Origin of the sequence: Undibacterium sp. TJN25 (assembly GCF_049339885.1) — a bacterium.
Lineage (GTDB): Bacteria > Pseudomonadota > Gammaproteobacteria > Burkholderiales > Burkholderiaceae_D > Undibacterium.
Genome location: NZ_JBMPPM010000004.1, coordinates 136,386 through 163,218, shown reverse-complemented (window position 1 = coordinate 163,218; position 26,833 = coordinate 136,386). Strand labels below are relative to the sequence as shown.

Annotated in this window: 23 protein-coding genes; 13 read left to right on the top strand and 10 right to left on the bottom strand. The window is 57.4% G+C overall.

Features of this window, described 5'->3' with window-relative positions:
• Positions 1 to 37: 37 nt before the first annotated feature.
• Positions 38 to 1,273, bottom strand: coding sequence for an SO2930 family diheme c-type cytochrome (locus ACO0LO_RS10865; RefSeq protein ID WP_422964245.1), 1,236 nt, complete (start codon positions 1,271 to 1,273; stop codon positions 38 to 40).
• A gap of 3 nt (positions 1,274 to 1,276) precedes the next feature.
• On the bottom strand, positions 1,277 to 2,584 hold the full coding sequence (locus tag ACO0LO_RS10860; RefSeq protein WP_422964244.1) for a parallel beta-helix domain-containing protein: 1,308 nt from the start codon (positions 2,582 to 2,584) through the stop codon (positions 1,277 to 1,279).
• 274 nt (positions 2,585 to 2,858) lie between these two features.
• On the opposite strand from ACO0LO_RS10860, the gene ACO0LO_RS10855 reads away from it, so the two are divergent.
• Both ACO0LO_RS10855 and ACO0LO_RS10850 read left to right on the top strand, forming a co-directional pair.
• Positions 2,859 to 3,848: a GlxA family transcriptional regulator gene (locus ACO0LO_RS10855; protein WP_422964243.1), complete on the top strand. Its 990-nt coding sequence runs from the start codon at positions 2,859 to 2,861 to the stop codon at positions 3,846 to 3,848.
• Positions 3,849 to 4,101: 253 nt separating this feature from the next.
• Positions 4,102 to 5,004, top strand: a complete 903-nt coding sequence (locus tag ACO0LO_RS10850; RefSeq protein WP_422964242.1) for a LysR family transcriptional regulator — start codon at positions 4,102 to 4,104, stop codon at positions 5,002 to 5,004.
• Here the strand turns inward: ACO0LO_RS10850 and ACO0LO_RS10845 are convergent.
• On the bottom strand, positions 5,001 to 6,242 hold the full coding sequence (locus tag ACO0LO_RS10845; RefSeq protein ID WP_422964241.1) for an HD-GYP domain-containing protein: 1,242 nt from the start codon (positions 6,240 to 6,242) through the stop codon (positions 5,001 to 5,003). The two genes, ACO0LO_RS10850 and ACO0LO_RS10845, sit on opposite strands and share 4 nt — an antisense overlap.
• 421 nt (positions 6,243 to 6,663) lie before the next feature.
• Here ACO0LO_RS10845 and ACO0LO_RS10840 point away from each other — a divergent pair, with 421 nt between their 5' ends.
• The 6 genes from ACO0LO_RS10840 (at position 6,664) to ACO0LO_RS10815 (ending at position 13,410) form a co-directional block, all read left to right on the top strand.
• Positions 6,664 to 7,038: a DsrE family protein gene (locus ACO0LO_RS10840; RefSeq protein WP_422964240.1), complete on the top strand. Its 375-nt coding sequence runs from the start codon at positions 6,664 to 6,666 to the stop codon at positions 7,036 to 7,038.
• Between the two features lie 83 nt (positions 7,039 to 7,121).
• Positions 7,122 to 8,072, top strand: coding sequence for a pyridoxamine 5'-phosphate oxidase family protein (locus ACO0LO_RS10835; RefSeq protein ID WP_422964239.1), 951 nt, complete (start codon positions 7,122 to 7,124; stop codon positions 8,070 to 8,072).
• Positions 8,069 to 9,010 carry a PDR/VanB family oxidoreductase gene (locus ACO0LO_RS10830; RefSeq protein ID WP_422964238.1) on the top strand — a complete coding sequence of 314 codons (942 nt, stop codon included), beginning with the start codon at positions 8,069 to 8,071 and terminating at the stop codon, positions 9,008 to 9,010. The genes ACO0LO_RS10835 and ACO0LO_RS10830 overlap by 4 nt, the downstream gene beginning before the upstream one ends.
• Before the next feature lie 680 nt (positions 9,011 to 9,690).
• Positions 9,691 to 11,211: an ATPase domain-containing protein gene (locus ACO0LO_RS10825; protein ID WP_422964237.1), complete on the top strand. Its 1,521-nt coding sequence runs from the start codon at positions 9,691 to 9,693 to the stop codon at positions 11,209 to 11,211.
• A gap of 59 nt (positions 11,212 to 11,270) precedes the next feature.
• On the top strand, positions 11,271 to 12,788 hold the full coding sequence (locus tag ACO0LO_RS10820; protein WP_422964236.1) for a response regulator: 1,518 nt from the start codon (positions 11,271 to 11,273) through the stop codon (positions 12,786 to 12,788).
• Between the two features lie 145 nt (positions 12,789 to 12,933).
• Complete coding sequence (locus ACO0LO_RS10815) at positions 12,934 to 13,410, top strand: VOC family protein (RefSeq protein WP_422964235.1); 477 nt, start codon at positions 12,934 to 12,936, stop codon at positions 13,408 to 13,410.
• A 14-nt stretch (positions 13,411 to 13,424) separates the two neighbouring features.
• On the opposite strand, the gene ACO0LO_RS10810 is transcribed toward ACO0LO_RS10815, so the two are convergent.
• Positions 13,425 to 14,099 carry a TetR/AcrR family transcriptional regulator gene (locus ACO0LO_RS10810; RefSeq protein WP_422964234.1) on the bottom strand — a complete coding sequence of 225 codons (675 nt, stop codon included), beginning with the start codon at positions 14,097 to 14,099 and terminating at the stop codon, positions 13,425 to 13,427.
• A gap of 301 nt (positions 14,100 to 14,400) precedes the next feature.
• On the opposite strand from ACO0LO_RS10810, the gene ACO0LO_RS10805 reads away from it, so the two are divergent.
• The 4 genes from ACO0LO_RS10805 to ACO0LO_RS10790 all read left to right on the top strand — a co-directional run bounded on the left by ACO0LO_RS10805 (position 14,401) and on the right by ACO0LO_RS10790 (position 18,922).
• Complete coding sequence (locus ACO0LO_RS10805) at positions 14,401 to 15,060, top strand: CoxG family protein (RefSeq protein WP_422964233.1); 660 nt, start codon at positions 14,401 to 14,403, stop codon at positions 15,058 to 15,060.
• A 64-nt stretch (positions 15,061 to 15,124) separates the two neighbouring features.
• Positions 15,125 to 15,979, top strand: coding sequence for an FAD binding domain-containing protein (locus ACO0LO_RS10800; protein WP_422964232.1), 855 nt, complete (start codon positions 15,125 to 15,127; stop codon positions 15,977 to 15,979).
• A gap of 30 nt (positions 15,980 to 16,009) precedes the next feature.
• Positions 16,010 to 16,501: a (2Fe-2S)-binding protein gene (locus ACO0LO_RS10795; RefSeq protein ID WP_422964231.1), complete on the top strand. Its 492-nt coding sequence runs from the start codon at positions 16,010 to 16,012 to the stop codon at positions 16,499 to 16,501.
• A gap of 15 nt (positions 16,502 to 16,516) precedes the next feature.
• The gene (locus ACO0LO_RS10790) at positions 16,517 to 18,922 is read left to right on the top strand and encodes a xanthine dehydrogenase family protein molybdopterin-binding subunit (protein ID WP_422964230.1); all 2,406 of its coding nucleotides are present in this window, start codon (positions 16,517 to 16,519) and stop codon (positions 18,920 to 18,922) included.
• Positions 18,923 to 19,021: 99 nt separating this feature from the next.
• Here ACO0LO_RS10790 and ACO0LO_RS10785 read toward each other — a convergent pair whose 3' ends face one another.
• From ACO0LO_RS10785 to ACO0LO_RS10765, 5 genes are all read right to left on the bottom strand, one after another.
• Positions 19,022 to 19,753: an ABC transporter ATP-binding protein gene (locus ACO0LO_RS10785; protein ID WP_422964229.1), complete on the bottom strand. Its 732-nt coding sequence runs from the start codon at positions 19,751 to 19,753 to the stop codon at positions 19,022 to 19,024.
• A complete protein-coding gene (locus tag ACO0LO_RS10780; protein ID WP_422964228.1) occupies positions 19,753 to 20,505 on the bottom strand; it encodes an ABC transporter ATP-binding protein in 753 nt (250 codons plus the stop codon). The genes ACO0LO_RS10785 and ACO0LO_RS10780 overlap by 1 nt, the downstream gene beginning before the upstream one ends.
• The gene (locus ACO0LO_RS10775; protein ID WP_422964227.1) at positions 20,502 to 21,464 is read right to left on the bottom strand and encodes a branched-chain amino acid ABC transporter permease; all 963 of its coding nucleotides are present in this window, start codon (positions 21,462 to 21,464) and stop codon (positions 20,502 to 20,504) included. Before ACO0LO_RS10775 ends, ACO0LO_RS10780 begins: the two co-directional genes overlap by 4 nt.
• Positions 21,465 to 21,467: 3 nt before the next feature.
• A complete protein-coding gene (locus ACO0LO_RS10770) occupies positions 21,468 to 22,349 on the bottom strand; it encodes a branched-chain amino acid ABC transporter permease (protein ID WP_422964226.1) in 882 nt (293 codons plus the stop codon).
• A gap of 140 nt (positions 22,350 to 22,489) precedes the next feature.
• Positions 22,490 to 23,740: an ABC transporter substrate-binding protein gene (locus ACO0LO_RS10765; RefSeq protein WP_422964225.1), complete on the bottom strand. Its 1,251-nt coding sequence runs from the start codon at positions 23,738 to 23,740 to the stop codon at positions 22,490 to 22,492.
• Between the two features lie 479 nt (positions 23,741 to 24,219).
• On the opposite strand from ACO0LO_RS10765, the gene ACO0LO_RS10760 reads away from it, so the two are divergent.
• Positions 24,220 to 25,311 (top strand): acyltransferase family protein, encoded by a 1,092-nt coding sequence (locus ACO0LO_RS10760; RefSeq protein WP_422964224.1) that lies wholly within the window; start codon positions 24,220 to 24,222, stop codon positions 25,309 to 25,311.
• Between the two features lie 15 nt (positions 25,312 to 25,326).
• Here ACO0LO_RS10760 and ACO0LO_RS10755 read toward each other — a convergent pair whose 3' ends face one another.
• Positions 25,327 to 26,754, bottom strand: coding sequence for an amidohydrolase family protein (locus ACO0LO_RS10755; protein ID WP_422964223.1), 1,428 nt, complete (start codon positions 26,752 to 26,754; stop codon positions 25,327 to 25,329).
• Positions 26,755 to 26,833 lie beyond the last annotated feature (79 nt).

Genomic DNA, 26,833 nt, shown 5'->3' with positions numbered 1-26,833 from the left:
GCTGACGACGATGTTTGCTGCTTGGCCTGCTAATCGACTACAGATGGGGCTGAACCTGGTCTTCCTGCTGGCACTGTCCAGGCATGGCGGCGATCCATTCCTTGATCAGTTGCAGCCCCTCCTTGTGTACGCTGTTCCTGCCGAGCTCAGGCATCATGACCCCGGTTTCGCTGGAACTGAGCCGGAACGGCATGATGGAATGCTCAGGCTGGCCGGGGATGATGTCGAATTTGCGGTCGCCTGTGCCGCGTCCCGCTGCAACCGGCGGCTTGCAGATGCCCAGGTGCAGATCGGCCGGTGCGCCTATTTCCAGGTGCAGCGCCGTGGTATTGGCGGCGCCTTTGGTGTTATGGCAGTGCGCGCAGTTGATGTCCAAATAGGCTCTGGCCCTGGCGTCCAGGGTTTGCGTTGTGTCCTGCCAGTTGGCATTGTGCGGCACGGTCTTGATGTCGGGCAGGCCGCTCAGATAGCCTATCTTGACCAGGTGCTGCAGCTGGTTCTCTTCCACGCCGTCATACGAATAGCTGCGGTTCAGGTGCCGGGCCTTGGGGCCTATGGGCTCGAACTGGCGCAGCTTGATATCGGCAACGTGGCAGCCGGCGCACTGGTTCACGTTGGGCACGACATAGGTCAGCGGCAGCTTGGCGCCATCCGCCGACACGACCTGCAGGGGAATCTGGCCGCCCGTCCTTTGCAGCGTGGCATCGGTCTGTTCTTCATTCCAGATATAAGGCAGCGCAGTCCAGCCGTCTTCCCTGCGCACCAGCAGCCGGGTTTCCACCAGGCGCACGGTATCCAGGTTCAGGTCGGCGCCTTCAAAATCGCGCGCCGTATCGGTTGTCGCAGAGACCACGCTGGAGCCGCTTTTTTCTCCTGTCGAGCGAGGGTAGTAGAAGGTTTTGGAAATGATGGTGCCAACCGGGAAGTCGAAAGATTTGTCGGCATCGTAGCGTGCGGTTTTGCCCTTGGGCATCCAGACCGTGCGCAGCTTGTGCGCATAGTCGGTGAACAGCGGCGTGTTGAGTTCATATGGCGTTACGTCCGCATTCAATACCAGCCGCGAGCCCTCCCTGGCCAGCAGCCGCCAGTCGCTCAGGTGCTCGGGCCGTCCCTCCGCATGGAAGGCGACCGGCGCCTGCTTTTGCGAACAGGCGGCAATCGAAACTAAGGCTGCCAGGGCAAAAAATAGATGAAACCACTGTTGCGTAATACGACTGATGCGACCTATCCGCCAGAAACCATACTGCATGCTGCGCGCTAAACTTTTATACATGCATCATCCCTTTGCTGGCGCGTTATCTGCCGGCTTGGCCGAATTGTCCGACAGTTGCGGTATCGTGACCGGCTTCAGCTTCGGCAGTTCGCAGCGGTAGGCAGCGGCGTCGTTGGTGGGATTCTTGTATTTGTTGGGGCCGTCCACGTTGAGCACGGTGACATCGCCATTCTGTACGCATAGCCGGTCGCCGGCCGGTATGGCGCCATTGACTGCGGTCTTGGTGTCCACATAACCATCCCAGATCACGTCGGGGAAATGGCCGTTCAGGCCGAACATGGCAATCTTCAGCGCTTTCAGGTCCAGCCCATCCGGCGAATCCCCGCCGCCCTTGAAGCGGTTGCCATACACGTAGATGGCCCGAGGGTAAGGATCGTAATCCTTGCTGACGCCCTTGTCGCTGAAATAGCCTGTGGAAAAATAGCTGGAAATGATGACATTGGCGGTCTTGCTGTCCGATACATCGTTATCGAAGATCTCCACCTTGGAATTGGAGTTCACCACGATGCCGGATCCGGCAGGGACGCTGGCGACGGCAGCGCCCTTGGCGGCGAAGTTGCCGAGGTTGTTGGCGAATACCTTGTTCTTGTAGACGCGCGTGCCGTAGCCTGCCTGCGACAGATTGGGCATGTTGAACACCAGGATGCCGCCAGTATTATTGGTGGCGGTGTTTTCATACACGTCGGCGTCTATCGTATTTTCTATTTCTATGCCGGCCACGTTCTGTTCGGCGCGGTTCCTGCGCACGATGACGTTTTTCGACTGGCCGACATAGATGCCGGCGTCAGACGCGCCTATCGCCGCAGAGTCTTCAATCAGCACGTTGGTGGTCTTGACCGGGTAAATGCCGTAGGCGCCGTTGGTCACGTTGGGGCCGCCGGTCCACTGCACGCGCACGCCGCGTATCGTGATGTTCTGGCCGTCGTTGATCTTCAGCCCGTCGCCTTTGGTATCTTCTATCGTCAGGTTTTCTATCGTGAAATCGTTGGCATAGACCAGTAAGCCTTCCGGGCCGCTAGCCTGATCTTTGAAGGACAGAATGGTCTTTTCCATGCCTGCGCCGCGTATCGTTACGCCGTGTACCCGCAAAGTGAGGCCGCTGGTCAGGTGATGCTTGCCCGCAGGGATATCGATGACGCTGCCGGCCTTCGCATCCAGCAATTGTTCCTGCAAATTTTTCTGGAAGGCAGCGTCGTCGGCTGAGGAGGTTTTTGCGGCATCTGCGCCTGCATCGGGGGTTTTGCTGCAAGCGCTTAGCAGCATTGCCAAACTTAGGACGGCAAGGGATACAGGCGTGACGAATTTCCGCATTGAAGGTCTCCTCAAAATTCCAACATCTTCGGTTGGTGGAGCGCAAAGACCGGTTTCGTCATGCCTGCATTGTTGCAGCACAGCAAAGCAGGTCTTTGCGCAGGCTCAAATATATTTATGGTGTTTTTAAGCCTGTTTTGATTCTATGCTATTAATTTCCGAAAATATGAATCATTATCGGCCAATTTTGCGTTTAAAATCGGCCATGTCTTGCTTAAATGACTAAGCTAGCGCACCTGCAAAACCAGTTACACCCGATATCCTGGGAGGAGAGATGAGAAAGCCGGTACAGGTCACTATCTATGTGGATGACGGCTGCTGGGCGGGTGTCGCGATCCTGATCAAGGAGTTGCTGGTGATTGCAGGTACGCTTTACTCGCGCAGCTTTGATCTTGATAAAGCAGAACTGTTCCGTATCAGCCTACAAGGACCCACTGCCGGTGCGGTACGTTCATTCACCGGCACCATGATTACGCCCGACAGCGCGATACGCGCCAGCGGCCCTGTGCCTGACGTAGTAGTGATTCCTCCTTATTATTTCTCCAGTGTGCAACCGGCGCCGCTACGCGCAGCTTTCCGCCGTTGGCTGATACGTGCGTACGACAACGGCGCCATCTTGCTGGGTTTTGACAGCGGTGTAAGGATGCTCGCAGAATCCGGCCTGCTGAACGGGCATGAAGTCACCGGCAACCTGTCCGACCAGAAGGTATTTGCCGGCCATTATCCGCAGATTCGATTTTCACCGCATGTGCCGCTGGTCATTGATGGGCGCATTGTCAGCGCTACCGGAACAGCGCCCAGCATGGAAGCCTGCGCTTATCTGGTTGGCCAGTTTTACGGCGAAGCCGCTGCGCACAAGTTCACGCGCTATACCAACCCGGCACCGGAACCCGCTGCCGAACGCGCCGGTCTTGGCAATGCAGCGTGGAAAAATCATGCCGACCACAGGGTCAGGCAGGCACAGGAATTCATAGAGCGCCATTTCAACCAGGACATCTCCGTGGAAGATGCGGCCCGCCGCGCGGCGATGAGCCTGCGTAATTTCTCGCGCCGCTTTCAGCGCGCGGCCGGCATGTCTGCGCTGAATTATATTTTGCACTGCAGGGTCGAGCACGCAAAGAAACTGCTGGAATTGCGCGGCGGCCCGGTGCTACAGGTGGCGCTGGAATGCGGCTTCAACAATGAGGCGTCCTTCCGCCGTGCCTTCCACCTGGTCTGCGGGCAGACGCCGATGCAATACCGGAAATCCGTCGTCAGAAAATGAATTTTACGGCATTGCACGTGTGCAGGCCGATTGTCTATTCTTTACTTTCTGCTCTGGACGAAAAGCAGTTTAACCGCAATACTAATGCCTATTCCGAGCACCCCGATTGTCAGTACCAGCGCCATGATTTTTTCTCCGGTTGGTGAGCAGATAATGCGTTGAATGAGTGGGTTGACTGTAGCAGCACACCGGGCCTCCACTCCAATATCAAATATGGCGTCCAGCCATCTCAAAAAGGCATAGCGGCATAGGCATGATCTCTCTCAAGCAGATGAAGTATTTTGTTGAAATCGTGGATGCCGGCAGTTATTCGCGCGCGTCCGAGCATTTGTATATTGCGCAGTCGGCGCTCAGCAGGCAGATGAAGGAACTGGAAAGCGAAGTGCAGGCCCTGTTGTTGGAACGTGATTCAAGGCATGTGGAAATGACCGATGCCGGCCGCGTGTTTTACGAACGCAGCAAACGCATACTGGAAGACATTGCCGATACCGTGCGCCAGGCGCATCAGGTGGGTAAAGGAGAGCAGGGCACGATACGGCTGCTGCATTCCAGCTCAGTGACGCTGACAGCGGCGATAGGTGCGGTGCTGCATAGCCTGCTGCAGCAGTTTCCCGGCATTACGCTGGACGTGTCAAAGTCCTCCTCGGATCACCAGGCGGCAGATATGGAGGAAGGGCGCGCGGACCTGGGTCTGGTCAGGTTGCCGATACTGAAAAAATATCCCGGCGTCGTGGTGCAGGAACTGTTCAGCGAAAAACTGATGGTGGCGGTATCCGCCCTGCATCCGCTGGCGCAAAAAGCACATACCGACATTGCCAGCCTGCGCGACGAATATTTTGTGTCGGTGCCGCATAAGGACAGGGGCGGCCTGAGCTACCTGGTCACCGGGCTCTGCCTGGCGCAGGGATTTTTCCCGAAAGTGGCGCGCGCCGTTTCGCGCAAGACTTCCTTGCTGAACCTGATTGAAGCGAATATCGGCATCGCGATTGTCCCTGATAGCATGCGCGAGGTGGCGCCGCGCGGCGTGTGCTTTCTCAGCCTTCCAGAGCAGGAATCCATGTCCGTGGTCGGCCTGATCCACCGCCGCGATCCTCCCGCGCTGGTTGCAGGGTTTGCGCAGGCGCTGGCGAGCGAGATGTCGAAGACCGGCCGTTAGCCTGGCGCTGCGTCGCCAAGCCAGTAGCGGTTGATATCCTTCAGGCCCCATTTGGCGGCATCTTCACGCGCCACGATTTTGTCCTGCAAGCCAGGGCCTGCCAGGTCCAGCAGTTCCGGCGTGACATAGGCCAGCGATTTGGTCGAGAAAAATACCCGCACCTTCGGCATCAGCAGCGATTTGGCGGCCTGTTCCACCACCACGCCCAGCTTGCCGGAAGCAAGCCTGACCAGTGTGCCTACAGGATAGATGCCTATGCTTTTGACAAAAGCCTGGAACACGGATTCATCGAAATGGCCCTTGCTCCACTCGGCCATTTTTTTGACGGATTCCGCTGGGCACCAGCCCTGCTTGTAGGGCCGGTTGGAGGTAATGGCGTCATACACATCGCATATTGCTCCCATGCGCGCATACAGGCTGATCTGTGCGCCGGCCAGGCGGTCCGGGTAGCCGGTGCCGTCCATTTTTTCATGGTGGTGCAGGCAGACATCGAGCGCAATTTCTCCCACACCCTTGGCTTCCAGCAGCATCTTGTAACCGGCGGCAGGGTGCTCTTTGACGGAGACGAATTCGTCATCCGTCAGCTTGCCCGGTTTGTTCAGTATGCCTGAAGGCACGGCCATCTTGCCTATATCGTGCAGCAGGCCGGCAAATCCGGCCTCGCGGGTTTTTTCATCGTCCAGCTTCAGCTGCCGCGCAAGCGCAATCATCAGCGCGGCAACCGCCACTGAATGCATATAGGTATAGTCGTCCGCATTTTTCAGTCTGGCCAACCCGATCAGCGCGCCGGGATTGCGCATGACCGACGAGGCAATTTCCTCTACCAGTTCCATCGCCGCTTCCGAGTTCACAGCCTTGCCCATGCGGGCCTCGGAGAACATTGACAGCAATGCCTGCTTGGATTTTCCGACAATCTTGGCTGCGCGGCCGAGCTCTTCATCCATGCTTATCTGGGGAACCTGGTCATAAGACGGCGCTAGCGCCGCGGGAGGTGGAGCCGCGGGCTCGGGTACGGCAGGCTTCTCAGGTTTGCTTTCGTCTTGCTGCGACAGGACATCGAGGCCTTTGCTGGTATCTATCCAGGCTTGCCGGATTTTGCTCTTCCTTATTTTTTCCAAAATGGTCGGGTCTTCCAGCAGCAAGGATTTTTGCCAAAACGGCGTATCCAGCCAGGAGCCGCACAGTTCCTGGATATACATGCCTGTTCTTAACTGGGCGACGTCAATTTTCTTCAACATGTTCTGATTTTCTTTCTGGTGCCGAAGAGGGAAAGAAGAAAGCCAGTAGGGACTTTCGTGCTTTTGATTTTACAACGCCTGCACGGCATTGCGTGTGCGTTGCAATTAAGCCGCGCAGATACCGGTGGAGACTAAGATATGCAGCGGAAGACCGTCACCATAGGGGACTCACGATCAGAGTCAGTGGAAAAAAAGCTCGCGCAGCTTGCACTATTTAACAAAGCTCACAACACTTGCGGCCCCCATGGCAAGGTGAAAATAATATTATTAAATCTATATTATTCCATTTTTTTGAATGGATAAAACTAATTAGCGGTTATTGTTAATAATTTCGATCAGAGTAGGATTTATCACAGGCGGCGGGGAATGAAACCGGCCGTCACACAAACCACATCTGAACATCATTTTTAAAGGAATCATCATGAAAGCAGCAATCATCCTGTTGTCCGATCCGAAATCCGGCGGCGAAGAAGCGCTGGGCCGTACCTTCAACGGCCTGGCCGCCGCTTACGACTTCAAACAACGCGCGATCGACGTGGAAATTTATTTCCAGGGAACGGGTACGCGCTGGACCGCTGAAGTCAGCAAGGCAGGCCATCCATTGAATGCCCTGTTCAAAGCGGTGGAAGACAAGGTCGCCGGTGTTTCCTGCGGTTGCGCCGATGTGTTTGGCGCGCGCGAAGATGCGGTCAAAAACGGTTTCGACTTGGTCACGGACAATAGCGTGCCAGGTACCTCCGGTTTGCCCAGCCTGGGTCAGCTGGCGATAGACGGCTACACCGTCATGACGTTTTAACTGGAACGGCCTGTAGCGTGCCTGCGGTGCGCTACGAGGCATACCGGGCCAAGCCGGGCAGGTGAGGGAACACGGAGAAAATCATGGGCGCAAGATTTGAATTTCATGCAGGCGAGCGGGTGGTGCAGGACCTGGCCGGAGAAACCGCAGTGGCGGATCGCAACGGCACGATGATCGCAGCGACGGTGATCGCCGGCGCACGTGGTTTCATCGAAAAGCAGTTTATGGTGCTGCTCGGCAGTGTGGATGCGAGCGGCTATCCCTGGGCGTCGGTATTGTACGGCGCTCCCGGTTTCCTCCGCACGGAAGATGGTAGTTCCATCCTGGTGGATGCGCCGTTGGCTGCGCGCGACCTGCTGGATCCTTTGTGGGCCAATGTCGGCATCGGCTCCGCAATTGGCATGCTGTTCATTGAACTGGGCAGCCGCCGCCGCTACCGCGTCAACGGTAGCGTAGGGAAGATAGATGATAAAGGTTTCGTCGTCGAAATCACCGAAGCTTATCCCAACTGTCCCAAATACATACAGCGGCGCCAGCTGGGCGCGCTGGAGCAGGTGGCTTATGCTGCTGAAACGGTGGAAAGAGGGGTTGCGCTGACCGGCGGCGTCCGGCAATTGCTGCAACAGGCGGATACGCTATTCGTCGCAAGCTCCCATCCGCAGCATGGTGCCGATGTATCTCATCGCGGCGGCAATCCCGGCTTCATCCAGGTGCTGGATGAGAGCACGCTGCGTATTCCCGACTACCATGGCAACAGCATGTTCAATACGCTCGGCAATATGCATACCTATCCGCTGGCAGGCGTGCTGGTGCAGGATTTTTCCGGCAACCGGGTGCTGCAGCTGGCCGGTGAGGTGAACTTGCGCTGGGATGTTGCAGACGACAGCGGCCTTACCGGCGGCACCGGGCGATACTGGGATTTCAAGGTGCGGGAATGGCTGTTGCGGCCGGTGCCGCAGAGGCTGGCATGGCAATACGTGGATGCGTCGCCGTTCAATCCGGTGGCGGCAGGCCAGGGAGGAGTTTTATCATGAACCATATTATTTCAGCCATCGTTGATCACGGCGGTGCAGTAAAAGAATTCCGTATCCGCAGGCGGGACGGCAGCGCGATGCCCGCGTGGACTGCGGGCGCCCACGTGCAATTAACGTTTACGCTGCCTGATGGCAGCGAGGCGGAACGCCATTATTCACTACTGGGCCAGCCCGGCAATGTCGAAGAATACCGTATCGCCGTCTTGCTCGATCCCGAAGGCAGGGGAGGATCGCGCCATTTGCACACGCAACTGCGGATCGGCGATGCCGTCACGCTTGGTGGACCCTATAACAGCTTCCGGCTGGCTGCGGCAACGGGCCGCACCATCCTGGTGGCGGGCGGCATAGGCGTGACGCCGCTGCTGTCGATGGCACATGAACTGGCGCATGCGGGTATAAGTGTCGAATTCCATTACCTTGCCCGCAGCGAGGAAAGGCTGGTCTTGCTGGATGAGATCGAGGCGATTCCGCGGATACAGATGCACGTCCATCTGAGCGGCACAGGCGAGCGTTCCGATCTTGCCAGTATGATAGGCGCCTACACGCAGGGCGCCGCTATCTACGCATGCGGTCCGGTTACACTGCTGCAGGAGATCAGCCGGATCGCGTCGCTGCAGGGCTGGCCGCAGTCTTCGCTACATGTAGAAAGCTTCGGCGCCCGCAGTAGTGCCGGCGACGAGCCGCTGGAAGTGCATCTCGCGCAATCCGGGTTGACGATTCAGGCGGAGCCAGGCACTTCGCTGCTGGATGCGTTACTGGAGGCAGGTGCCTTCATGCCGTTTGACTGCAACCGCGGCGAGTGCGGCAGCTGTTACACGCAGGTGCTGGAGGGTGCACCGCTGCATCGCGACGTTTGCCTGACCGAACCGCAGCGCGCCATCGGCATGTGTCCCTGCGTATCCTGGGGCGGAGGAGGACGACTTGTGCTGGATATCTAAAGCGTCGCGCGAGTGCAATTCTTGGCGTGAGCTCATGGCCTGGTATACCGTCATACCGTTTTATTTTTTCACCTGAGCCGGGTTGCAGGGCGTAAGCACCGGCGCTGCGTAAAATGATCTCATCGTCGCCCGCAGGCGTGCTGTAACTACGCCGCAAAAAGCCCAGATCAAGCTGAACAAACGCATCACCGCTGAACGGGCGGACCAATAATTACCAGCTGCGATGGAAGGCGCGACTTCGGCCATCGCTTTTTCGTGTCGTCATATTCCTACAAATTGCTTCTCCTGGCGCTGATAGGATTAGGCAATATCCGCTTTTAAAATACTCCTGTGCGACGTACGTCCCGACCGATTGCTGCCGCGTTTGGTCGTATTTGGTCGTATTTACCATTTTCTGCATTGCAGGCAATTTAAAAAAATAAATGTAGCGATGATGCTGCGTCGCTTGTATGTCGCGTTGGCCGCGGAAAAATCGATGTCAAAAAATTTTCAGTTGAAGAGTGCTGAAACTTTAACCGGGCATTGATTTTTTTGGCCTAGCTTTGATCTGCAGCATGTTTTTTAGGCGACGCATGTCGAGTGACCGGTGTGGCGCAAGGCCGCTGCTTTAAATGTATTTTCTACTTTCTTAGTTTCTAGTCACAAACCATCTGGCTTGAGCCTATTATTTGGACAAAACCATGAGTCAACAAAATGGCAACAGCGCACAATTTCTGTCAATCGGCGTTCCCGGCCTGGACAACGTGCTGACCGGCGGCCTTACCAGCGACCGCCTTTATCTGGTTGAGGGCGAGCCGGGCACCGGCAAGACCACGCTGGCGCTGCAATTTCTGAACGAAGGAGTACGGCAGGGCGAGTCCGTCGTCTATATCACGCTGGCGGAGACGTCGATAGAACTGGAGGCCGTGGCGAGATCGCATGGCTGGAATATGGACAACATCCATATCGAGGAAATCATCCCGGATGAAGACATCCTCGATCCGGCCCAGCAATACACGATCTTCCATGCGGCCGAAATCGAACTCAGCACGACGACACAGCGCATTCTGGAAGTGATCGATAAAAGAAAACCCAGCCGTGTCGTTATTGACTCACTGTCCGAACTGCAATTGCTGGCCGAAAGCCCGTTGCGCTACCGGCGGCAGATACTGGCGCTGAAACAGTTTCTCTCCAGCCGCTCCTGCACGACGATCTTGCTGGACGACCGTACGGCGCTCAGCAGCGATCTGCAAGTGCGCAGCGTTGCCCATGGCGTGATTACACTGGAGTTGGTGGACCAGGCCTACGGTAGTGAACGGCGCCGCCTGCGCGTCGTCAAGTACCGTGGCATCGCTTTCCGTGGCGGTAACCATGACTATAAAATACAGCTTGGCGGCTTACGGGTGTTTCCTCGCCTGGTGGCGGCGGATTCCCGTGTGACGACCACGCGGCGCCAGCTTTCCAGCGGCATCCCTGAACTGGATGTGTTGATCGGCGGCGGCCTGGAGGAAGGAATGAGCACGCTGATCTCCGGTCCGCCGGGCACGGGCAAATCCACACTGGCGTCGCAGTTCGTTTTTGCTGCTACGCAGCGCAACGAAAAGTGTGCAATGTTCCTGTTTGAGGAGGCACGCAACAACCTGCTGAACCGCTCCGCGGGCGTGGGCCTGGATTTGTCGGCTGCAATCGACAGCGGACTGTTGACGATACAGCAGATCGATCCGGCCGAACTGTCGCCGGGCGAGTTTTCCCAGTCCGTGATTACCGCGGTGGATGACGGTGCGAAAATTGTCGTCATCGATAGCCTGAACGGCTATATGAATGCAGTGCCGGACGAGCGCTTTCTCACCACCTATCTGCATGAAGTGCTGACCTACCTGGGGCAGCGCGGCGTGGTCGCCATTGTCGTCGGGGTCCAGCAGGGCATGGTCGGCACCACGATGACGACCGCGGCCGATGCCAGCTATATTGCCGACAACATGATCATGCTGCGCTATTTCGAGGCCGAGGGTGAAGTGAAGCAGGCCATTTCGGTCTTCAAGAAGCGCGGCAGCCGGCATGAGCGGACGATACGCAGCTTCTGCATAGGCCGGCACGGCGTGGAGGTTGGTGAAACCTTGAAGAGCTTCCACGGTATCCTGACCGGTGTGCCTACCTATCATCCGGCAGGCAATGGATACTCCAATACGGCGAGGGCAATGGTACAGGAGCAATTGCCATAGCGTCCATCACGGCCCCGGCCATCGCCGGCATCCAGGGCGCAGCAGAGAAACCGGACTTTATGGAAAACCGCATACTCATTTTTGCTCCTACCGGACGGGACGGGCCGCTGACCTCCAGGATACTGACAGGCGCCGGCGTTGCATGCTGTATCTGCGCTTCTCCCTGGGATATCTCGCAGCAGCTGGAACAAGGAGCGGGCGGCGTGTTGACCGTTGAAGAAGGCCTGGTCAACGGAGGTTTCAAGGCGCTCAAGGAATATCTGGACGCGCAACCCGGCTGGTCGGACCTGCCTGTCATTGTGCTGACCAAGCATGGTCCGGATTCGCCGTCGGTGCGGCGCGCCGTCGCCGATCTGGGCAATGTCACGCTGCTGGAAAGGCCGGTGCGCACGTTGACGCTGCTCACTTCGGTCCATGCGGTACTGCGCGCCAGGTCCAAGCAATACCTGGTGCGAGAAGCGGACAGGCGTAAGGACGAATTCCTGGCTAGCCTGGGCCATGAATTGCGCAATCCACTGGCGCCCATCAAGACGGCGGTGTCGCTGCTCCAGCATTTGTACCCCGACGTGGCGCAGGTGGACCGGATAGGAGAAATCATCGATCGCCAGGTCAGCCACCTGACCCGCCTGGTGGATGACCTGCTGGATGTGGCCCGTATCACCAGCGGAAAGATAGAACTCAAGCTGCAGCCGATTTCACTGTATTCGGTGCTGACCCATGCCAGGGAGCTTTGCGAGCAGGCTGCCGAGAAAAAGCATATTGCCATTGCCTGGTATTTGCCTGACAGAGATGCTAGTTTGCACGGCGACCATTCGCGCCTGGTGCAGACGTTTGCAAACATTTTGTCCAACGCCGTCAAATTCACTCCTGCAGGTGGCAATATTGGTGTTCATGTGCAGGTACAGGGTGATGTTCTCACCGTTCGCATACAGGACAGCGGCATAGGCCTGGAACAGGAGGTCATACCCCGCATCTTCAGGATGTTTGAGCAGAGCCGCACCGTCTCCGGCGAAATCTTGGGCGGCCTGGGGATAGGGCTGAGCCTGTCCCGCCAGTTTGCGGAAATGCATGGCGGTCACGTCGATGCCTATAGCGAGGGCCTGGGCCACGGCAGCGAGTTTGTCATTTCACTGCCTATTGTTCTGGGGCAGCAGGCAGCTTTCACTGTCAATGCCGCAGCAGAATCTGAAACGGCGGAAAAAAAGGCCCTCCGTGTATTGATCGTGGACGACAACAGTGATGCGGCAGATACGCTGGGCATGTTGTTTGAACTGGAGCATTTCGATGTTTCCACTGTCTATGACGGCAACGCAGCAATTGCCGCCGTTGCCCGCCAGCGGCCTGACATCATTGTCATGGACCTGAGCATGCCAGGAATGGACGGCTACAGCACCGCTCGCGCAATGCGCGAACTGCCCTCCGGCGAGCGGATGCTGATTATTGCGCTGAGTGGATGGGGGCAGAACGATGCCAAGCAGCAGGCGCTGGCCGCCGGTTTTAATTACCACCTGACCAAGCCGGTTGACTACGGTGAACTTAAACGGCTGCTGAAAAGCGTTACCGAAATTCAGGCTTAGCGTGCAGTGGCGCAGCAGCTGGACTTGTCTCCTGCGGGTATATCAAAATTTTCATCTGTGGGTGCAATAAAAAAACTCGATGCGCGGCAAGCACATCTTGGCGATTGGGTGAATAATGTGTTTTTTTAACCGCCCCAGGCTGACCATGTCAATCGATAACCTAGACCATTACTCAGTCCGTACCGCGGATGTTGCGCGCTCGGTGTTTTTTTACGAAAACGTGCTGGGTATGCGCTCAGGGCCACGGCCTCCATTCAATTTTCCGGGCGCGTGGTTATATCGTGCGACGGCTGCGGGTGAGATTTTCGGTGGCGGTGTTGTACATATCATCGGTATCAAGACGGACGGCAATTCCGGCCTCGGCGATTATCTCGGGGACAAGGCAGCCTCGCGTGAACCAGGCACCGGCGCGGTGGACCATATTGCTTTTACCGCTTCCAGTATCGGCGACATCTATGCGAGGCTGGCGCAGCACCGGATTGGGTTCCGCGAGCGCAAGGTTCCTGACCTGGGCTTGCATCAGGTCTTTATTGAAGATCCGGATGGCGTGGTGATTGAACTTAATTACGGCGCACAGGATGATATCGATGCCGGACTGCGCTCTCTCGCTGCACGAGGCTAGGAGACCATAGCCGGCTATTTCGCTTTTTTACCGAATAGCGCGTCGGCGGAAACGATGTAAGAAACGATGCGGTCCTGTACGGTCTGGCTGATGTCCAGCGGGCCGGGCTGATTGTAGACCCACTTGCGTATGCCTATATAAAATATGCCGCCGTGCAGGCCCCACATCAACTCGTTCTCGCGCTCGCTGGCCTTGGTTTTTTCCGGTAGTCCCAGGTGGCGTCGGGTTTCCCGCAGGATGCGCGGGAACAGTTTTTCCTTCAACAGGCCAAGGTACTGGTCTGGAATGGAGCCGTCGGTCAGCCCTGAAAATATCAGGATGCGCACCCACTCGGGGGTGAGGATATTGGCGGCGTAGTCCTGGTAAAAGCGCGTCAGTTTTTCTTCCAGCCCAACCGACTTGTCGTCCAGCCATTCCTCCCACTGTGTTTTCCAGCGTCCCAGATACACTTCTTCATAGACCCGTTCTATCAGCGCTTTCTTGGTAGGGAAGTAATGGTAAAGCAGCGGATGCGTAATGCCGATTTCCTTGGCCAGGTCGCGCGTCTGTCCATCCAGCCCGCGTTCTGAAAAAAAAGTGATGGCGCCTGTCAGTATCTGCTGTTCCCGCTCTGCAGTGCTGAGCCGTTGTCTGGCCTTGACCGGAAACTCAGACAACGTGGGGAATTCTTTTTTTATTTTTGGCGGCATGTTCAGAGTGTGTACTTGGTCGGATATCTTGCATTGAAGCATCAACGATGGCTGTTATTGCGCACTGCTGGTGTTAATGCCGCAATGCGCATGGGCTGCCGGAAGGGGCCATCTTACCTTGTGTGCCGGTTTTGGAAAATGCTTTCATCAAACATTTGACTTAATTTACCACGTGGTAAATAATAAGTAAAATAACCGGCATGTATGGAAAATGCGGAGACTGTAGCAACGCGTAGAAGCGGCGGAACTGTCCAATGCTGTCCATCGCCATCGCTACCCATCAGCACCCGAAGAGGAAATCATGGAATTAACTGGAGAGCAAATAATTCGCGCGCCCCGGCAGACGGTATGGGATGCATTGAATGATCCGGCCATATTGGCGCGCTGCGTGCCTGGCTGCGAAGAAATCCAGAAAATATCCGATACCGAAATGCATACCCGCGTTGCGCTGAAGATAGGTCCGGTGCGGGCGCGCTTTGCCGGCAAGATACTGATGTCGGACGTTAATATGCCGTCCAGCTGCACGTTGACTTTCGAGGGCTCGGGCGGGGCTGCTGGTTTCGCCAAGGGCCGCTCCGGCGTGCGCTTGACGGAGGAAGGCCAGGGCACGCGGCTCAGCTATTCGGTAGAGGCGTCTGTAGGCGGCAAACTGGGACAGATAGGCGGACGGCTGATTGATTCGTCAGCGAAGAAAATGGCCGATGAATTTTTTGCGGCCTTTGATAGTGCGTTGACGGGCGGCATAGGCTCGGCCGCTGGCCTGACGGCAGAACAGGTGCCTGCTCCGGCTGGGGTTTTGCCTGCTTCTTCGCCTGTGTTTGCCTCTGCGGCGCACGCCGGTCCAGGCAATGCCGTGCAACCGCCGGCTTTTGGCGGAAGTTTCAGACCGGAGCTCTACCGCGCTTTCTGGTTCAGCTTCGGCGCTGCGTTCGCATTGCTGATTAGCCACTGGTGGCGCTGAATCTGGGTTTGGCTGTCGCATTGCTTATGCTGCAGCTGGAAGAATATGATTATAGGGAGCACATGTGAAAGCCCCGTCGTTTGACTATGCCAGGCCGGCTACGCTGGACCAAGCCTTTTCGCTGCTGGAGCAGTATGGAGACGGCGCCAGGATCATTGCCGGCGGGCAGACTTTGCTGGCGACGCTGAACATGCGGCTTTCAGAGCCGCAGATACTGGTCGATCTTAACGGCATCCGCGGTTTGAGCGGTATTTCGCTGCAGGAAGGACATCTGCGCATAGGCGCGATGACGCGCCACAGCGAAATCGAAGATTCCTTTCTGGTGGCGCAACACATGCCCTTGCTGGCAATGACTGCGCCGCATGTGGCGCACAAGGCAATCCGCAACAAGGGTACGCTGGGTGGTTCGATCGCCTTTGCCGATCCGGCGGCTGAATGGCCGTGCTGCGCAGTGGCGCTGGATGCCGTGATTGTGCTGGCCAGCCGGCGCGGCTTGCGGCGCGTGCAGGCGGCGGATTTTTTCCAGGAACTGTACACAACGGACATGGCGCCAGACGAAATTATCGTTGCCTGCGAATTTCCATTGCAGGCACCTGGCAGCCGTTGTGCTTTTGACGAACTGGCGCGCCGCCATGGCGATTATGCAATAGTCGGCCTGGCAGCGGTGGCGCAAGTTGCGGGCAATGTACTAAGCGGGTTGCGGCTTGTATTCCTTGGCACCGGGAACATCCCGCTGCGCGCGCGCGCGGCTGAAGCCGTGCTGGAAGGGCGAGAGCTTACGGCAGACTTGATTGCTGCTGCCAGGAAGGCACTGGCGAATGAACTCGCTCCCGCTGCGGACTTGTACAATTCCGCCGAGATGAAGCAGCACCTGGCACAGGTGTTGATGAATCGTTTATTAAAGGCATTGGCAGCATGAGTCAGCAACCATCATTTTCCGGAGCCGCACATGGCTGAACCTGTCCAGCTTACCCTCTACGTCAACGGCGTGGAACAGACCCGGCATGTCGAGCCGCGTACCCATCTGATCGATTTCCTGCGGGATGACCTGGGCATCAAGAGTGCGCGCACCGGATGCGAACATGGCGTCTGTGGCGCTTGCACGGTAAGGCTGGATGGCGACATCGTGCGCGGTTGCCTCGTGCTCGCCGTGCAGACCGCTGGCCAGGAAGTGGAGACCATCGATTATGCCAGCGACCGCGGCGATCTGGCAGATCTGCAGGCCGCCTTTCATGCGCACAATGCCCTGCAGTGCGGGTTCTGCACATCCGGCATGCTGCTGACGGCATCGGCGCTGCTGGACGAAAAGCCCGACGCCACGCGCGACGAAATACGCGAATACATGTCTGGAAATTATTGCCGCTGCACCGGCTACCAGGCGATCGTCGACGCCGTCTGTACAGTGCAGGCCAAACGCCGCGAACAGGCGTTGCAGCTGTAAAAAACGGGAGACAAAATGGGAATCATTTCAGAGAGGGAAGTGCTGCAGCCCGCAGTCGCGGCCAGCGCGGAACCTGCAGGCGCCTATATCGGCGCCAGAGTAGCGCGCCCGAATGCAAAACGCCACCTGGAAGGGCGGGGCACTTATGTAGACGACGTGGTGCTGGCGAGGATGGCGCACGTGGTTTATCTGCGCAGCCCGATCGCGCATGCACGTATCGGCAATATCGACACTGAGGCCGCGCGCACGATGCCCGGCATCATCGCGGTGGTGGATGGCAAGCAGATTGCCCAATTATGTACGCCGTGGGTGGCGACATTGGCCCACTTGCCAGGCATGAAATCGGCGCCGCAGTATCCGCTGGCGATGGACAAGGTCTGCTGGCAAGGAGAGCCGGTGCTGGCCGTTGTCGCGGAATCCCGCCGCCAGGCCGAAGACGCCTTGCAGACCATTACGGTTGACTGGCAGGAATTGCCGGCCGTATGCAAAATGGAAACTGCGCTGGATGCCGCCACGCCGTTGATCCATCCGGAGCTTGGCGATAACCTGTGCTTCAGCAAGACGATAGATACCGGCGGAGTGGACGATGCATTCGCCGCGGCCGATGTGGTAGTGGAAGAAACCTACCGCTTCGGCCGCCATACCGGCGTGACGATGGAAACCCGTTCTGTGCTGGCCGACTATAGCCCCGCCGACCACAAGCTGACCGTCTATCAGTCGCACCAGGCCCCGCACATGATGCAGGACCTGTATGCGCGCCATTTTTCATTGCCTGAAAGTTCCGTGCGTGTAATCTGCAAGGATGTCGGCGGTTCTTTCGGCATCAAGGTGCATTCTTACCCGGATGATTTTGCCACCGTTGCGCTGTCCATTCTGCTGAAGCGTCCGGTCAAATTTGTTGCCGACCGGCTGGAATCCTTTACCAGCGACATCCATGCGCGCGAGCATATCGTGCATACCCGGCTGGCGGCCAAGGCCAACGGCGAGATCCTTGCTTTTGAAATTGATGACGTGACCGGCGTGGGGCCTTATTCGGTGTATCCGCGTACCAGCGCCATCGAAGGCAACCAGGTGTTGAATATCACCGGCGGCCCCTACAAGCACAAGGAATACCGCGGCCACTTGAAGGTAGTGCTGCAAAACAAATCGCCGACCAGCCAGTATCGCGGTGTGGGTCATCCCATCGCCTGTGCCGTGACAGAGTGTATTGTTGACCTGGCGGCGCAAAAACTGGGTATCGATCCGCTGCTGATGCGCAAGATGAATGTGATGCCGGACGACGGCTATCCCTGTTCCGGCGCCTCCGGCATCAAGCTGGAGAAGCTGTCGCATGAGCAATGCCTGGCCAAGCTGGAGCAGATGATGGACTATGCCGGCCTGCGACAGGAGCAGGAGAGTTTGCGCAAGCAGGGCATTTACCGTGGCATCGGCCTGGCCGTGCTGGTCGAATTGACCAATCCCGGCGCTGCCTTCTACGGTGTGGGCGGCGCGCGCATTGCGGCGCAGGACGGTGCCACGCTGCGGCTGGATCCAACCGGCATTGTCACCTGCCTGGTGGGTGTCGGCGAGCAGGGGCAGGGAACAGAAACCATTTTTGCGCAGATCGCTGCGGATGCGGTCGGCGTCCCAATGGACAGGGTCAGGGTTATCACCGGCGATACCGACGTCACGCCTTATGGCGGCGGTACCTGGGCTTCGCGCGGCGCCGGTATCGGTGGAGAAGCGGTGTTGCTGGCCGGGCAGGCGCTGCGCGAAAACCTGCGCAAGCTGGCTGCCGTGGTGCTGAAAAAGGACATTGAGTTGATGGACGTGCGCAACGGCAAGGTGGTCGACAGCGTGAGCGGCGAGGTGCTGATCGAGCTGGCGGAGTTGGGGCGGATCGCTTATTTCAGGCCGGATACGCTGCCAGCCGGCGCGCTGCCGGAACTGGTGGTGTCGCGTAACTACGCGCAGCGTGACTTTCCCTTTGTCTTTACCAACGGGGTACAGGCCTCGTATGTTGAGGTGGATGTGGAGACCGGTTTTGTCAAACTGCTCAAGCACTGGGTGGTGGAAGATTGCGGACGTGTGCTGAACCCCATGCTGGTCGATGAGCAGATACGCGGCGCCGTCGTGCAGGGTATAGGCGGCGCCATGTTTGAGGAATGCCTGTACGACGACAATGGCCTGCTGCGCAATGGCAGCATGGCAGACTACCTGGTGCCGATGGCGTCTGAAATGCCGGATATAGAAATCAGCCACGTTGAAACACCGACACTCACTTCTCAGCTGGGCGCTAAGGGTGCCGGCGAGGCCGGCACGGCAGGTGCGCCGGCGGCGGTGATGAATGCCATCAATGATGCACTGGCGCCCTTGAATGCCAGGGTCGCGGAGCAACCGGTGACTCCTGAAAAAATCTTGCGCGCGCTCGGCGTGCTGTAGCGGAAAGCTCGGTAAAAAAAAGCGGCTGCCTTTATAGGCCGGCCGCTTTTTTATGTGTGCTCATTTTCTTTGGACTTGGTCGCACTTGTTTGCCCTTGTTTATACCGAGCAGTAGCGTTCCTGTATTTCCGCATCGTCGAGCAAGACTTGCGCCGGCGCTTCATGCACGATCTCGCCCTGGTCCATGATATAGGCGCGGTCGGAAATGCGCAGCGCATGTTCCACGCTTTGCTCTACCAGCAGGATGGTGACGCCCTTCTTCTTCAGCACTTCAAAATATTCAAACATCTCATCCACCAGCTTGGGCATGATGCCTTCGCTAGGTTCGTCCAGCATGATCATCTTGGGACTGGCCGCCATGGCGCGCGCAATTGCCAGCATTTGCTGTTCGCCGCCTGACATGGTCACGGCTTCCTGTAGCAGACGTTCTTTCAGGCGTGGAAAAGTTTCCGCAATTTCTTCGACAATGGCCTTGGTACGCTTGCGCCCGTCGGGTGATGCCATCACGCCAAGTTCTATATTTTCCAATACCGTGAGGCCAGGAACGATGCGGCGTTCTTCAAAGACGAAAGCCAGGCCATGGTGAAAACGCTCATGCGCTGGCTTTTCCAGCAGGTCCACGCCGTCAAACCATGCATGACCGGATGTGCGGCCCAGCAGGCCCATGATGCTCTTCATCGACGTCGTCTTGCCGGCGCCATTGCGGCCGATCAGCGACACGACCTCGCCTGCTTTCACATGGAAGCTTATGCCCTGCAGGATATGGCTGCGGCCGTACCACGCGTTCAGGTTGTCGACCGCAAGCAGCGGTGTTGGCTTAGTGTCTTCCATCAGTGCTTTCCCTTGCCTAGGTAGACGCGCTTGACCTCTTCATTGGCGCGTATCTCATCCGGCGTTCCCTGTACCAGCAGCTCTCCCTGGTGCAGTACGATAATGCTGTCGCTGACACCCATGATCAGCTTCATCTTGTGTTCCACCAGGCCTATCGTGCGATGTTCCAGCAGTTTCAGGATCAGGTCCATGATGACGCGGGTTTCCTCGGGGCTCATGCCGGCGGTGGGTTCATCCAGCAACAGTAGCTTGGGGTCGCAGGCCAATGCAACTGCAATTTCCAGGCTGCGCTGCTCGCCGTGCGCGAGATTTTCTGCGCGGTCGCGGCGGCGATCCTGTAGTCCGACCAGTTGTAGCAGGGATTCTGCCTTTTCGACCCATTCCGCATGCTTGCTGCGCGGGCTCCACAGGTCGTACACGCTATGCAGCGACTGCACTGCAACCCGCACATTCTCCAGCACCGACAGGGCTGGGAACAGGTTGGTGATCTGAAAAGATTTTGAAATGCCGACCTTGGCGAACTGGTGCTGCTTCAGGCCGACCACATTTTTTCCTTCAAACAGGATTTCGCCGGAGGTGGGCGCGAGGCCGCCGGATACCAGGTTGAAAAAGGTCGATTTCCCGGCACCGTTGGGGCCGATGATCGCGGTCAGCTTGCCGCGAGGAAAATCGACGCTGACATCCTTGTTGGCGGTAAAGCCGCCGAACTTTTTCGTGACGCCGCGCGTGCTGAGCAGGGAAGTGCCGGTCATTTTTTGTAGCGCTCCAGGACGGTGCCCCATATTCCTTTCGGGAAGAACAGCACCAGGATGATGAAGATCACGCCGACGATCAGCTGCCAGCGCTCGGTAATGCCTGTAACCACATGTTCAATACCAAGGAAGATGCCGGCGCCCAGGAAAGGCCCGAAAAAAGTGCCCATGCCGCCCAGCAGTGTCAGCATCATCACCTGGCCGGACGTGTGGTAGGACAATGCGTCTATCGACACCGTGGAGAGGTTGATCGCATTCAGCGCGCCGGCCAGGCCGCAGATCATGCCGGAGATCACCAGCGACAACAGGCGCGTGCGCTCGATATTGATGCCGCAGGCACGGGCGCGGTTTTCATTCTCGCGCAAGGCTTCCAGCACCGAGCCGAAAGGCGAATTCAGGATGCGGGCAATCAGCCACACTGCCACCGCGACGAAGCACAGCATGAAATAGTATTTGACCAGCGGGTTCAACAGATCGATCTGCATGAAACCGAGATTGACCGTATTGACGTTGACGCCGCGCAGGCCGTTGTCGCCGCCGGTGATGGACGCGTGGAAAAACAGGAAATATACGCACTGCGCCAGCGCCAGCGTCACCATCGCAAAATAGATGCCGCGGGTGCGCATCGCCAGCAGACCCATGAACAGCGCTATCAATCCGGCCAGCAGGATGCCGAAGCAGATCGCCAGCGGCCACGCAATACTGTATTGGGAGATCAGGATGCCGCAGCCGTAGGCGCCGCCGCCGAAAAAGGCGGCATGGCCGAAGGATAGCTTGCCGGTATAACCGAAGGTCAGGTTATAGCCGGCCGCGAACAGGCCGAACAGCAGGATATTGATGGCCAGCGAATGAAAAGGAAAAACCAGCGGAAAGAGCGCCAGCAGCGCAGTCACTGCCAGTGCCGGATGGCGCGCCAGCAGGCTGCCCCATTGCTTTGTCGGAGTCGTCTTGTTCGTCATGGTTCAGCTCATCAGGCCTTTACGGCCAAACAGGCCGTTGGGCTTAAATATCAGGGTAATCGCCATCAGCGCAAACATCGAGAATTCCGCCAGCTCAGGCTCAAACAAGGTGGTAAAACTGACCACCACGCCGACGATCAGGCCCGCGGCAATAGCGCCGCCAAGCGAGCCCATGCCGCCTACCACCGTGATGACAAAAGCCTGGATCAGGATGGGAACGCCCATTTCCGGCGATGCGCCCTGCATCGGTGCCGCCAGCAGCCCGGCCAGGCCGGCAATGCCGGTGCCTATGCCGAAGATGACAAGCCATACGGTAGAGACATTAACGCCCAGTACGCGCAGCACCAGCGGATCGCGCGCGCCGGCGCGGATGATGAGACCGAAACGGGTCTTTTCTATGAATACCCATAGCACCAGCAATACAACAGTGGTAACGGCAATCAGGAACAGGCGGTAGATGGGGAACATGCCTATGCCGATATCGACCGCGCCCTGTAATATCTCGGGAGTATCGAACTGTTCGCCCTGCACACCGAAGCCCATGCGGACCAGGTCCATCAGCACATAGGCCAGACCGAAAGTCAGCAGCAATGGATAGTCGATGCCGCGTCCATACAATGGCCGTATCAGGAAGCGTTCAACGACGAGGCCGATGGCGCCGGTGATCAGCGGCACGGCAACCATGCATATCCAGAAGTTGCCTGTCTTGGCGAACACGAAGACGCCCACGTAGGCGCCGACCATGAAAAATGCGCCATGGGCAAAATTGACGATGGTCAGCAGGCCGAATACCAGCGACAGGCCGACACCGACGAGCACGTAGATGGACCCGAGCGCAAGGCCGGTGACCAGTTGCTGTGCAATGAGATTAAGCGAAAGTTCCATGTTCAGGCGTGAGCGGAAATAAGTACTGCAGAAGCAGGCATGTGGCAGAAGCGGAAGGCAGCATACTGTTCTGCCTCCGCGATTTCTTTGCTATATCTGATACCGGCAGTTGCCAATGGTTGCCGGTCGTTGCTGATGCGTCAGGCTTTGAACCCGAGTTCGCTGCAGGAACGCAGCTTGCTCTCGTCGAAAGACTCGGTCGCCAGGATCTTGAAGATGTCCTGGTCGTTTGCCGCACCTGCCTTGTCTTTGGATTCGACAATCAGCACCGACTGCACCGCCTGGTGGTCGCAGGCACGGAAGAAGACATTGCCCTTGTAGATATCGCCCTTGATGGCGGCCAGCGCCGGCACCACTTTTTCGGTATCGGTGGTGCCGGCTGCTTTTGCCGCAGCCAGCACATTGCGCACGCCTGCATAGCCGAGACCGGCATAGTCGGTAGGGTAGAGCCCTTTGTGCAGCGTCTTGAAACTGTCATTAAAACGTTTGGATGAGGGCAGGCTGGCTTCGAGTCCCCAATAATATCCGGTTCCACCAATGATGCCTTCATAGGTCTTGTGGCCATCTACCAGGCGGCCGCTATGCATCAGCAGCGGCGCGATGATTTTCATCTGTTTCTTGATGCCGAAGTCGTTGGCCTGCTTGAAAGCGATCTGCTGGTCACGTCCGAAATTGCAGACGATCAGAATATCCGGTTTCAGCGCCAGGATGCGCGGGAAGTAACTGGAAAAATCGGTCGTGCCCAGTGGGTGGCGGATATCTGCCAGCACTTCCATTCCCAAGGCTTTTCCGGCAGTCTGGAAACCGCGCACCATCTCCTGGCCGTAGGCGTAATCGGCTGTCAGGAAGACCACCCGCTTGCCCAGTTTAGGAATCGCATAGCGTGCTACCGCACCGGCAGTCATGTGCGGATTCAGGCATTCGTGGAAGGTGTAGGGGCTCCAGTCCTTCGCCTCGTTGATCGTGTCGGACTGGCTGATTGAGTTATAGATCACCTGCCGCTGCTTGGTGACATTGTTGACCGATAGCTGCACCGCGGCGGATACCGAGCCTACGATGAAATTGGCCTTGTCCTTGTCGATCAGTTCGATGGTGCGGGTTGCCGCTTCCTGCGGGTTGAGCTTGTCGTCCCTCACCAGCAGTTCTGCCTTGCGTCCATTCAGGCCGCCGGCGTCATTGAATTCCTTGATGGCCAGCTCTGCGCCGCGTACGACGGCCTGAGCCTCAGCAGCAAAGGCGCCTGTCAGCGGCACGGGAAAGCCGACGCGTATAGGCGCATTCTGCGCCAGAACCAGGCTGGAAGAGGTCATGCCGACGGCGGCGAGGGAACTGCCCGCAGCCAGTGTTTTCAGTGCGCGGCGGCGTGATGTGTTGAACGTGGAATGATCCAATTTGTCTTCTCCAAAAAAGTGGCCTTCTTTTGAAATGAATATTCTTATTTTTATGTCCTGGCGCCGGCTGGCTGAAAGCCAGGGCTTACCGCACAAAGCGAGAAAAAACGGCTCTCTTTTTGTTGCGATGCACCGGTTTTCTTTGCCGTCTTCGCACTGCAAAACCATCGGCTTTTTTTATCCGATTCTGGATCATAGTACATTATTTACCCGTTGGTAAATATATTTTCGATTATTTCGGACATGAAAATCTTTGGGGTTTTCCGAAGGAAAATCGCTTGCGGATAAATTTCCGGCCGGGCAGGAGAGGCGTATTTGAAAGGGTAATATTTTTATGTATACAACGAATCATCGGAGACGCCTGGGCAAGCCGGGAAACAATTTTATCGTGCACGTGGCGAATAGTTGGAACTGCCGGATTAAGGCTTTAAAATGTGTGCCTTGAGAAAGCAACGTAACCTGAACCAGGCGCCATCACGATGAAGTTATCCAGCTTCACTTCTGGGAAGAATAATAACTTCAACCTTATCCGCATGGCCGCAGCGCTTGCCGTGCTGTTCGGCCATAGCTTTGCGTTGTTGCGCCTGCCTGAGCCGCTAGGGCAGCGCCTGGGCATGAGCATAGGCTCGATATCGGTGGATATCTTTTTCATTACCAGCGGTTTTCTGGTGACGGGAAGCTTGCTGGCAAAGCAAGGCATCGCTGATTTTATACTGGCGAGGGTACTGCGGATTTACCCTGCGCTGGCAGTCGTACTGATGCTGAGCGTACTTGTGCTGGGCCCGTTTTTTACTACGCTGCCCTTGGACGCCTATCTTGAGCATCCGCAGACCTATTCCTACTTCCTGCGCTGCATGGCGATGAGCCGGGAGATCGCTTATTATCTGCCCGGTGTATTTGACGGCAATCCTTATCAGGGCGCCGTCAACGGCTCGTTGTGGACCATGGTGTACGAGATCAGGATGTATCTGTTGCTGGCGGGGCTGTGGTGCGCTTGCACCCTGTTCAGGTATAAGGCTGTTGCCTTGTTCAAGGCGTTGGTCGTCGCCAGTGCGCTGGTGTCCGGCGTGCTGGTTCTTATCCGGCATTTCAATTCGCAGGATGGCGATCCTTTTCCCCAACTTTTTTTCATGTTCGCCAGCGGAGCAGCTTTCTGGGTGCTGAAGGAATATATCCAACTACGTGGAAAATGGATGGCCGCACTCTCCGCTGCACTGCTTATATCCGCGCTGACAAGCCCGCAGGTCTTTTTTGTGGCCTACCAGTTCAGCATTGCCTATGCGCTGTTCTATCTTGCCTATGTCCCTTCAGGGAATATCCGCAGATTCAATGCAGCGGGGGATTATTCCTATGGCGTATATATCTGTGCCTTTCCCGTGCAGCAGGCAGTCATTGCGCTGCTGCCAGGGATATCCCCGGCGTTGTTGACGCTCGCGGCGGTTCCGGTGACGCTGGTGCTTGCGGCGCTGTCCTGGCACGCCGTCGAGCAGCCCGCGCTGAAGCTGAGGCGCTTGCTGGCCAGGGCCGTCGTGGCGAAGGGCGTTTCGCCGCTGGAGAATCAGCGGCCCTAGCAAGTGCGCCCACGCTCAGTCTTCCGCCGGCAAGGGGATGGGCTGATGATGGTAATCGGCCTGAACGAAGCGATGCCCCCGTTTGACCGTGACTGCCAGCGTATGCAGCTTTGCAATGTCTTGTGTGGGATCTTCTTTCAGCAGAATCATGTTGGCGAACTTGCCCGCTTCCAGCGTGCCAAAATCGCTTTCCTTGCCCAGCGCCCTGGCCGCATTGCGGGTGGCGGCAACGATGGCTTCATACGGTGTAAATCCGGCATAACGCACTAGTGCATCCAGTTCGCCATAAAGCGCCGGATAGGGATCGTCCGGTACGGTGTCTGTATCTGTTCCGGCCACAACGGGGATGTCGGCCCTGTGCATCGCGCGCGTGATATCTCCGGCCAGCTGTACCGGGCAATGTGGATCCGGCGCCGCCGGCTTGCCTTCTGCCGGTGGCGGCGGAATATACACGCTCAGCGTGGCATCCATGATGGTGCCGGATCTGGCAAGCGCGGCAATGTATTTTCGGATGCCGGGATCGTCAGCAGTCAATCCTGCATACGTCGGTTCATTGGCATGGCCGTATTGGTCTTTGCCGGCATCGCGCACGTACCTGCCTATCATGCAGACATGCGATACGGTCGTCGCACCCAGGGAGTCGTAAGGTGTGGCAGGGTACACCTGCTGGTGTGTCCATACCGGGAAGGATTGTTTTTTGCCTTCCCTGACCAGGCCTCGCACCAGCCTGCCGGAAAGGTTGGCATAAATTTTCAGGCCGGTGGCGCCGGTGCCGCGTGCCTGCGCAATCACCAGCGGCAGGCTGCTGCGGCCCGTTACCGCGTATAGCCATGGCACCTGACCCGGCTGCATGCCCAGCGATGCCAGTACCGTACGCGGATCCGCAAAAAAACTGGGACCGGCCACCAGTGCGGAGTAAAAAATATCCGGCGAAGGAATTTCATTGAGCAGTGATGAACGCGACAAATCCGCCAGCGCCCTGGCGTCGCCGGCCATGTCGCGTACGCCGGTCAGTCCGCCATAGATATTTCGCCTCAACTCCGCTTCAGCGGTCACTCGCGACGGCTGGGTAGCGTAGTGCACGTGGGAGTCGATCAGACCCGGCAGCGCAAACATGCCATGCATGTCAAACACTTCGACATCATCGGCTATTTCTTTGCTGAACTGCGACATGGACAGGATGGCGCCGATGCGGTCGCCGTTGACGATGATCGCCATATTTGTGCGCACAGCAGGGCGCGGGCCGGTAGTAGTGCCGTCGATTAGCGTAAGGTTAGTATAGGCGGTTTTGGCGGTTGCCCGTCCGGCCAGCCTGGCCAATTTTTGCTGTTGCGCAGCGGCTTTGGCCTGGACATCGGCTGGCTGCGTGACGCCGTCAGCCGAATGTGCCCAGGGGGTGCTGCATAGCGTAGCGGCCAGCAGCATCTTCGTTATTTTTTTCAATCTCACTCCCGGTTAGCATTCGTCGGCATTGATTGCCGCTAGCAAATAGCCCGCGGGCTTCGACTGACTGCTGACTGTA